Source organism: Streptosporangiales bacterium (genome assembly GCA_009379825.1).
Lineage (GTDB): Bacteria > Actinomycetota > Actinomycetes > Streptosporangiales > WHST01 > WHST01.
In genome coordinates, this window is the sequence record WHTA01000134.1 from 1 (window position 1) to 8,442 (window position 8,442).

The window sequence follows — 8,442 nt, forward strand, 5'->3', positions numbered from 1 at the left end:
CCTTCTTCTGGTAGGTCTTGCTCACAGCGGTCCCCTTCCTTCTTCGGTGTACTTGGCGGTTCACCAGAGGACCTACCACTCGGCAGGCCTCAGGCGGGGGACCGCCACCTTCAAGTTCTACGACCGCCGGGACAACCTCATCGAACCGATGATCAGCTTTTCCGCTGCGAGCAACCTGCTCGTCGGCAGTGCCGCATTCAGGTCGACCAACCGACGTACCTCCGTACGCAGGTCCGCAGGGGTCTGTGCCTGCCGCTGCCGACCGAGACAGAACGCCGGGCCGCGGGCACCGAGGACGAGCACGTGCGCGTCCGCCGGCGGATCGTTCAGGTACGTCGTGAGCGCGGCACAGATCTCGCCGGTCAAGGCGTTCTCCTGGCCGATGTCGATCACCGCGTGAACAACACCGTCGCGCTGCTCGATCTCCAGTCCGGTCACCATTGACCGTGCCGCCTTTCCCTCGACGAGCGTTCAGTTCAACCGTTCGACGCCACGATCCCCGTACCAGTCGACACCGTCCGCCGCCGTGCGGACGGTCACCGACTTGAGATGGCTGAAGTCGTGGAACGACTCCCAGCCGCCTTCCTTGCCGGAACCGCTGTCGCGCAGCCCGCCCCACGGCGACGCCGGGTCCAACCGGTGGTGGTCGTTCACCCAGACGATGCCCTGGTCGAGCGCCTCCGCTACCCGGTGTGCCCGGGCCACGTCCCTCGTCCAGATCGCCGAGCCGAGGCCGTACGGCGAGTCGTTCGCCTGCGCGACCGCGTCGGCCTCGTCGGCCACCTCGATCACGACGAGCACCGGGCCGAAGATCTCCTCCCGCGCGACGCGCATGTCGTTGGTCGCCTTCGTCAGGACGGTGGGACGGACGAAGAAGCCGTCCGGACAGCCGGGCACGTCCGGGGTGTCGCCACCGGCGGCCAGCTCTGCGCCCTCGGCCAGTCCGAGCTCGACGTAGCCGGTGATCTTCTCCCTGGCCTGCGCGGAGATCACCGGCCCCAGCTGCGTCTCCGGCAGGGCCGGGTCGCCGATCCTGATCTGCTCGGCCACCTGCACGAGCGCGTCCACGAACTCGTCGTGCACGCCCGTCTCCACGAGCACCCTGGTGCCGGCGATGCACGTCTGGCCGGCGCCGATGAAGCCGCCGAACGCGACGCCGCGCGCGGCCTCCTCGACCGGCGAGTCCCCGAACACCAGCACCGGGCTCTTGCCGCCGAGCTCGACCGTGTGCTTCGCGAACCGGCCCGCTGCCGCGGTCGCCACCGCCCGTCCGGCGGCCGTACCGCCGGTGAAGGTGATCTTCGCGACGCCCGGATGGGCCGCCAGCGCCGCACCCGCGACCGCACCCTCGCCCTGCACGACGTTCAGCACACCCGGCGGCAGGCCGGACTGCAGCGCGAGCTCGCCGAGCACGATGCTCGTCATCGGCGTCAGCTCGGACGGCTTCAGCACCACGCTGTTGCCCGCGGCGAGCGCAGGCGCCAGGCTCTTCGAGCCGATCATCAACGGGTGGTTGAACGACGACAGGATGCCGACGACGCCGAGCGGGAAGCGTTTCGTGTACGAGTGGTACGGCCCGGGCATCGGCACGACCGAGCTGCGGTCGGCGAGCAGCAGCGCCGCGTTGTAGCGGTACCACTCCGGCAGCCGGGAGATCTGCGCCCGCGTCTCGGTGATCGGCCGCCCGTTGTAGAGCGTCTCCAGCTGGTAGAGCCGCTCGATCTCCTGCTCGATGTTGTCCGCGAACCGGTTGAGCACACGCGCGCGTTCGGCGATCGAGCACCTGCTCCACACGCCGCTGTCGAAGGTGCGCGCAGCCACCTGCACCGCGCGGTCGACATCGTCGGCACCCGCTGCCGCGACCCGCGCGATCTCCTTGCCCGCGGTCGGGTCGAGCACCGGCAACGTCTCGCCGGACACCGCGGGAACCTCGTCACCGCCGATGAGCAACCCGCGCTCGGTCGTGTCTTGTCCCTGCTGCGAGGTGGTCTGCATCGGTTTCCTACTCCGGGCCGACCGCGTCGGTGCCGCTACGTCTGGCCACGCCGAGGTCGTCAGGCGCGGACTGCCAACCGTCGTACTCGGAGTCGGACAGCTCCTTCTCCAGCAGCTGCTGGAGGATCATGTCGTGGGAGGTCGCCAGGTGCGCCCTGGTCGCCCGCTCGACGCCTTCGGCGTCCTGCCGCTGCGCGGCCTCCAGGATCTCCTGGTGCTCCTCGCGGCAGTGCTGCACCGCTTCGAGCTTCTCCAGGTGCAGCCAGATGTAGCGGTCGGTCTGCTTGCGCAGCGTCTCGATGGTGGTGATCATCCGCGGCCGGCCGGACTGCCGGTACACCTGCGCGTGGAACTCCGCGTTGGCCGCGAGCCAGGTGCGCCGGTCGTCGGCCTGGTCCATCCGCCGCATGCACTCGTGCATCCGCAGCAGCTGTGCCCGCCCGACGTTCGGCACCGCCAGCCGGCTGGCGAACGGCTCGACCAGGCCCCGCATCTCGTACAGCTCCTGCAGGTCGTCGAGCGACAGGCCGGCGACGACGGCGCCGCTGCGGCCGGACAGCGTGACCAGGCCCTCGCTGGCGAGCTCCGCGAGCGCGTCGCGTACGGGGATGCGACTCACACCGAACTGGCTGGCCAGCTCCACCTGGGTGAGCCGGGTGCCCGGCGCCAGCGTGTTGGACAGGATCGCCGCACGCAGCTGCTCTACGACCTCGTCGACGGCACTCATGCAGCAATGTATACAGACGCATGTTTCTGTATGTCAATCCATTGTGCAATGTAGTTCATGTCAAAGTGGCCGGGCCCGGTCCAGCCCCGGAGGTCCGTAGTATGCGGGGGTGTCAGACCCCGTGGGCGCCGGCGCCGGTCTCGTCCTCCAGTCGTTCCGCGGCATCCGTTACGACCCGAGCGGGCTGGACCTCGCCGCCGTGACCTGTCCGCCGTACGACGTCATCGGCTCCGCCGAGGCGGAACGGCTGGCCGCCAGCGAGCCGCACAACCTGGTCCACCTCACCCTCGCGGCGGCGACCGCCCCGCCTGAGCAGCGGTACGCGGGCGCGGGTGCGCGCTGGCGGCAGTGGCAGGTGGATGGCGTGCTCCGTAGGGACGCGGCGCCCGCGCTGTACGTCTACGAGGCGCGGCACGGCGAGCACAGGCAATTCGGGCTCGTCGGCGCCGTCGGGCTGCGTGCACCCGAGGAGCGGGTGATCCTGCCGCACGAGGACGTACACCCGGGCCCGGTCGCCGACCGGCTCGCCCAGATGCAGGCCACCGACGCGAACCTGGAGCCGATCTTCCTCGTCGTCCCCGGGTTCGGCGGCGCGGGCGAGGTCGTCGCGCGCGCCACTGCGGCCGCGCCGCTGGTGGACGTCGATGCCGGCGAGACCACGTACCGGCTGTGGGCGATCACCGACCAGGATGCGCTCGCGACGGTCGCGTCGGCGCTGCGCGACCAGCAGGCGCTCATCGCCGACGGCCACCACCGGTACACCGCGTACCGGCAGCTGCAGGCGGCGCGGCACGCCGACGGACGTGGCGCGGGCCCGTGGGACTTCGGCCTGGCGTTCGTAGTGGACTCCGACAGCTACCCGCCGGCGCTGCAACCGATCCACCGCGTCGCGGCCGGGACACCGCCAAGCTCCGTGCTGGCCACCGTCCCGCCCGGCGTAGCCGTTATCGACCTCGGCGAACACCTCGAACCGGCGCTCGCGTACGCCCACCGCCGCGACGGCACCGGCCACCCGGTGGTAATGGCCGGCGACGGCCGCTACCGGCTCGTCACACTGCCGGCCGACCCGGCGGACACCCAGCACTGCGCGACCTGGCGAGAGCTCGACGTCACCGCACTGCAGCGCTGGCTCGCGGACGCACTGCGGATCCCCGACGAACAGCTGCGCTTCCCGCACAGCGCGACCGAGGCGGTCACCCTGGCCACCCAGACCAGCGGCACGGCGTTCCTGCTCAACCCGCCGTCAGTCACCGCCGTGCACGCCATCGCCGCCGCCGGCGACCGGATGCCGCGCAAGTCCACCTCCTTCGGCCCGAAACCCCTCGGCGGCCTCGTCATGCGCTCGCTCGCCGCGCCGTAGCCGACTCCTTTTCGCGGCCCACGCGTCTACATGTCGTGAACGATGCCGCTGATGACGAGGAAGGCACCATGGCACGGGTGGACATCGACCCGGCCGCTGAGTTCGCTGCCTTGACCGAGCCTCATCGCAAAGAGGTGCTGGCCCACTGTTACCGGCTACTCGGCTCCGTGGACGAAGCCGAGGATCTGGTACGGGAGACGTATCTCAACGCGTGGCGCGCCTATGACGACTTCGAACGCCGTTCGTCGATTCGCACCTGGCTGTACCGGATCGCCACCAACGCGTGTCTGTCGGCGCTACGGCGGCATGACCGTCGCGTGCTGCCGTCCGGTCTCGGCGCCGCGCGCGACGACGTCCGTTGGGTGCAGCCGATCCCCGACGCCCTCGTTGCGCCGGCGCCGGAGGATCCCGCCGAGGTGGCCGTCGATCGTGACAGCCTACGACTGGCCCTGATTGCCTGCCTGCAGCACCTGCCGCCGTCACAGCGTGCGGTCTTCTTGCTGCGCGAGGCGCTGGGTTCAGCGCCCGCGAGGTGGCGCAGATGCTGGATACCACCACGCCGGCGGTCAAGAGTTCCTTGCAGCGAGCCAGGGCGCGCCTTGACGAGCTCGCCCCGCCGCCGAAGCACGTGCCGGCCCGACCACCCGCGAAGAGCGTGTGCTGTTGGACGCGTTCATCACCGCGTTCGAGTCCGCGGATGCCACAGCCTTCACGCGGCTGCCGACGGCCGATGCCAGCTTGGAGATTCCCCCGTCGACGGCGTGGTTCTCCGGGCGAGCCGCCTGCCTGCCAGTGCTGGCGCAGGCGGTTGGTAAGGCGGGCGACTGGTTGCTCGTGCCGACCTTCGCCAACGGCCAGCCTGCCGCTGTGTCCTACCGGCGCGACGACCGCGGCGCTGGTGGCTCGATTCAGCCTGCCACCAATGCACACGGAGGACGCCCGATGAGGAGGCTGCACGCGGCGGCACTGGTGACGCTCGACGGAGTCATGCAGGACCCGGGCGGGTTCGGCGAGACTGCCGAAGGTGGCTGGGCTGCTGGCTACTTCGACGACGAAGCCGTCGCCGACTCGATCGAGCAGCTGATGGGGTGTGACACGTTCCTCTGCGGGCGGGTGACCTACGAACGACTGTTCCAAGCGTGGTCCGGCGCCAGCGGGGAGTACCTCCAGCTGATCAACCAGATGCCGAAGCTGGTCGCATCCACCACCTTGACCGGCCGGCTGGATTGGAATGCGACCGTCATCGACGGTGACATCGCCGAACGAGTCTCCGCGCTCAAGCAGGAGCCCGGCAAGGATGTCGTGCTGTACGGAAGCGCAACCCTCGTGCGCACCCTCATCGACCACAACCTGATCGACACCTACAAGCTCTCGATCTTCCCGTTCACCCTCGTCCGGGGCCGCCGACTGTTTCCAGCCGACGCGCCACCCGTGTCGCTCCACCTCACGCGGGTCAGGACCTTGAAGACATAGGTGATCATGCTCACCTATGGACGAGCGGTCCCTCCCCGCAGGCTAGCGAGCTAGCCGCTGCGGCCTATCCTGCGTACGCGGCGTACTACGACCTCGTGGCGGCTCACCAGGTTGCCTGCCTGGCGGTAGTAGCGGCGCTGCAGCGCGCCTTCCACCTCGATCAGGTCGTCCGGTTGCCAGCTGAGCATCTGCCTACGGACGCCCGTCCGCCAGGTGGAGCAGTCCAACGTGTCGATGCTGACGCCGCGCCGGCCGTCCCGGCGGGCCCGCATGTCGCCGCTCGCGCGCGGCACGATCACCCGCCAGGTCACGATCTCGTCGCCGCTGGGCAGTTCCCGCACCTCGGCCACCGCGGCCAGCCGGCCGCGCAACCGCACGACGTTCGGCTCCTCCGCCGTCGCCGGCGCCGCCTGCTGTGGACTCATGCCGTCTCCTCTCCGTGGGAGACACCATGGTGCGGCGTGTCGGTCCGTCGGTGCGGGTACGCGAGCGCAGCTGTGGACAACGCACGCTGCGCTGTCGCTCAGCCGAGGTCGATGATGCCGTCGCCCTCGTCGTCGGGCGCGGCGGGACGACGACTCCGGCGCTGCTGGCCGGTGAGGTCCGCCCACCGATCTTCGGCGTCGGTCTCCCCCGCGTTGTCCTGCTGGGCGACGCGTTCGAACCACGACGCCGCCTCGTCCTGCCGCCCGGCCGCGGCCAGCGCATCCGCGTACGCGTACCGCAACCGCACCTGCCAGGGCGCCTTCGTCCGCGCCTTCAGCTCGGGCACCTGCAGCATGACGACCGCGGCGTCCCGCTGGCCCATGTCCCGGCGGGCACCCGCGGCGACGATAAGCATCTCGATCCTGGCAGTGTCGTCCAGCCGCGCCGCCTCCGTGGACTCGGCCAGCGTGAGTGCGCGTTCTGGCCGGCCCATGCCGCGCTCGCAGTCCGCGATCAGCGGCAGGAGCTCGGTGGGGGTGCCGAGCCGCCGGGCCGCCCGCAGCTCCCTGGCGGCGTCGTGCCAGCGGCCGGCGGCGTACGCGGTGACGCCGCAGATCTCCCGTACGACCGCCAGCCGTCCGCCGCGGCGGACGGCTGCCTGCGCGTGCTCGTAGGCCAGTGCAGGGTCGTCGGCCACGAGCATCTCGGCCGCGGCCAGGTGGTTGCCCACCCGCTCGGCGAGATCGCGCGGCAGTGCGCGCAGCTCACGGCGCACCTCACGGCTGAGCTCGGTGAGCTCGAGGCCGTCCGGCAGCTGCGGGTCGTCGCCGCCGCCGTGCGCCGACGGTCCCCGGACCGACTCCGGCCGGTCACCGTAACCCCGCCGTTCACGCGGGCCGCCGTCCCGGCCGCCTGGACCGCGCCCCGTCGCGGCCGGGCGCCGTGGGCCCCCGCCCGACTGCTGCCTGCTGTCGCCTGCCTTGCGGTACTTGCCCGGGCCGCTCGCCGCGCCATCCGAGCGACGGGGCCCGCCGCCCCTGCCGGAAGCGCCCGGTGCTCCGCCACCTGACGGCCGGCGACCACCGCTGCTCGAGCTACCGCTGCCCGCGCCGCCCCTCTGGGCGCCGGTACGTGGGCCGCCACCGGTGGACGGCCGGCAATCGCCTCCGGTCGTCGGCTTCCGCCCGCCAGCGCTCGGACCGCCGCCCGTGCGGTCGCCGGCGCTACCACCGGTACCACTCGGGCGACCACCGCCGCCGGGACCGCGCGCCGACCCGCTCCGAGGGCCACCGCTGCTGTCCGAGCGACGTGGGCCACCGGCGCCCCGGCCGGAACTCTTCGGGGGGCCACCACCGGTGTCTGTGCGGCGCGGGCCACCAGGGCCGCGACCCGGACCCTTCGGGGGGCCACCGCCGCTGTCCGAGCGACGTGGGCCACCGGCGCCCCGGCCGGAACTCTTCGGGGGGCCACCACCGGTGTCTGTGCGGCGCGGGCCACCAGGGCCACGACCCGGACCCTTCGGGGGGCCACCGCCGCTGTCCGAGCGACCTGGGCCACCGGCGCCGCGGGCGGAGGCACCAGGGCGGCTGCCGCTGCTGTCTGAACGGCGTGGGCCACCTGCACCGCGGGCCGGGCCCTTCGCGGGGCCGCCGCTGTCTGAACGGCGTGGGCCACCTGCACCGCGGGCCGGGCCCTTCGCGGGGCCGCCGCTGTCTGAACGGCGTGGGCCACCTGCACCGCGGGCCGGGCCCTTCGCGGGGCCGCCGGGGGTGGTTGGGCGACCGCCACCGTTCGGGGTGCCTCGTGTGCCGCCGCTTGCGGCGGGTCCGCCCTTGCGGCTACCGCTGGCGCCGCCGCGGCTGGGTGGTCCGCCGCTGCTGGACGGCCGGCGGCCGCCTCCGGTGGTGGGCTTGCGCCCGCCCGGCCGGCCGCGCCGGTCCTTCTCACCCGCCATTGAACACTCCCGAATAGCACTGTAAACACAACGAGGGCCACTCCGGTCGGAGTGGCCCTCGTATAGAAGTATGCACGGCGGCGACCTACTCTCCCACGCAGTCTCCCGCGCAGTACCATCGGCGCTGAAGGGCTTAGCTTCCGGGTTCGGAATGGGACCGGGCGTTTCCCCTTCGCTATGACCGCCGTAACTCTATGGAGATGTATGTGGGCTAGTTCCCGACCACATCTCGGGAACCGCACAGTGGACGCGTAGCTTCTTTGTGCCAAGTCCTCGGCCTATTAGTACCGGTCAGCTAAACACATTGCTGTGCTTACACATCCGGCCTATCAACCCAGTGTTCTAGCTGGGGGCCTTACCTGGTTGACCCAGTGGGAAACCTCATCTTGAAGCATGCTTCCCGCTTAGATGCTTTCAGCGGTTATCACTCCCGAACGTAGCTAACCAGCCGTGCTCTTGGCAGAACAACTGGCACACTAGAGGTTCGTCCGTCCCGGTCCTCTCGTA

At 71.1% G+C, this 8,442-nt stretch carries 7 protein-coding genes, 2 rRNA genes and 1 pseudogene; 3 read left to right on the top strand and 7 right to left on the bottom strand.

All coding sequences use genetic code 11. The annotated features are described in order from the left end of the window. Positions 1–117 precede the first annotated feature (117 nt). The 3 genes from GEV07_30010 to GEV07_30020 are packed head-to-tail and all read right to left on the bottom strand — an operon-like array spanning position 118 to position 2,722. A complete protein-coding gene (locus GEV07_30010; GenBank protein ID MQA06754.1) occupies positions 118–441 on the bottom strand; it encodes a hypothetical protein in 324 nt (107 codons plus the stop codon). 30 nt (positions 442–471) lie between these two features. Next, positions 472–1,995 carry an aldehyde dehydrogenase family protein gene (locus GEV07_30015; protein MQA06755.1) on the bottom strand — a complete coding sequence of 508 codons (1,524 nt, stop codon included), beginning with the start codon at positions 1,993–1,995 and terminating at the stop codon, positions 472–474. Between the two features lie 7 nt (positions 1,996–2,002). Continuing rightward, a complete protein-coding gene (locus GEV07_30020) occupies positions 2,003–2,722 on the bottom strand; it encodes an FCD domain-containing protein (GenBank protein ID MQA06756.1) in 720 nt (239 codons plus the stop codon). Positions 2,723–2,831: 109 nt separating this feature from the next. Here GEV07_30020 and GEV07_30025 point away from each other — a divergent pair, with 109 nt between their 5' ends. The 3 genes and pseudogenes from GEV07_30025 (at position 2,832) to GEV07_30035 (ending at position 5,555) form a co-directional block, all read left to right on the top strand. Next, complete coding sequence (locus GEV07_30025; GenBank protein MQA06757.1) at positions 2,832–4,082, top strand: DUF1015 family protein; 1,251 nt, start codon at positions 2,832–2,834, stop codon at positions 4,080–4,082. 68 nt (positions 4,083–4,150) lie between these two features. Further along, a pseudogene (locus tag GEV07_30030) lies at positions 4,151–4,964 on the top strand (sigma-70 family RNA polymerase sigma factor). Between the two features lie 60 nt (positions 4,965–5,024). Continuing rightward, positions 5,025–5,555, top strand: coding sequence for a pyrimidine reductase (locus tag GEV07_30035; GenBank protein ID MQA06758.1), 531 nt, complete (start codon positions 5,025–5,027; stop codon positions 5,553–5,555). Between the two features lie 50 nt (positions 5,556–5,605). On the opposite strand, the gene GEV07_30040 is transcribed toward GEV07_30035, so the two are convergent. The 4 genes from GEV07_30040 to GEV07_30055 all read right to left on the bottom strand — a co-directional run. Beyond that, a complete protein-coding gene (locus tag GEV07_30040; GenBank protein MQA06759.1) occupies positions 5,606–5,980 on the bottom strand; it encodes a single-stranded DNA-binding protein in 375 nt (124 codons plus the stop codon). Between the two features lie 98 nt (positions 5,981–6,078). After that, the gene (locus tag GEV07_30045; protein ID MQA06760.1) at positions 6,079–6,756 is read right to left on the bottom strand and encodes a hypothetical protein; all 678 of its coding nucleotides are present in this window, start codon (positions 6,754–6,756) and stop codon (positions 6,079–6,081) included. A 1,251-nt stretch (positions 6,757–8,007) separates the two neighbouring features. Continuing rightward, positions 8,008–8,124 (bottom strand): 5S ribosomal RNA (gene rrf, locus GEV07_30050). A gap of 71 nt (positions 8,125–8,195) precedes the next feature. Continuing rightward, positions 8,196–8,442, bottom strand: a 23S ribosomal RNA gene (locus tag GEV07_30055); the annotation flags it as partial.

Excerpts from the sequence above, each read along its gene's own strand:
- GEV07_30035 (MQA06758.1), top strand. The coding sequence starts at position 5,025 with ATGAGGAGGCTGCACGCGGCGGCACTGGTGACGCTCGACGGAGTCATG.
- GEV07_30040 (MQA06759.1), bottom strand. The coding sequence starts at position 5,980 with ATGAGTCCACAGCAGGCGGCGCCGGCGACGGCGGAGGAGCCGAACGTC.
- GEV07_30020 (MQA06756.1), bottom strand. The coding sequence starts at position 2,722 with ATGAGTGCCGTCGACGAGGTCGTAGAGCAGCTGCGTGCGGCGATCCTG.
- GEV07_30010 (MQA06754.1), bottom strand. The coding sequence starts at position 441 with ATGGTGACCGGACTGGAGATCGAGCAGCGCGACGGTGTTGTTCACGCG.
- GEV07_30015 (MQA06755.1), bottom strand. The coding sequence starts at position 1,995 with ATGCAGACCACCTCGCAGCAGGGACAAGACACGACCGAGCGCGGGTTG.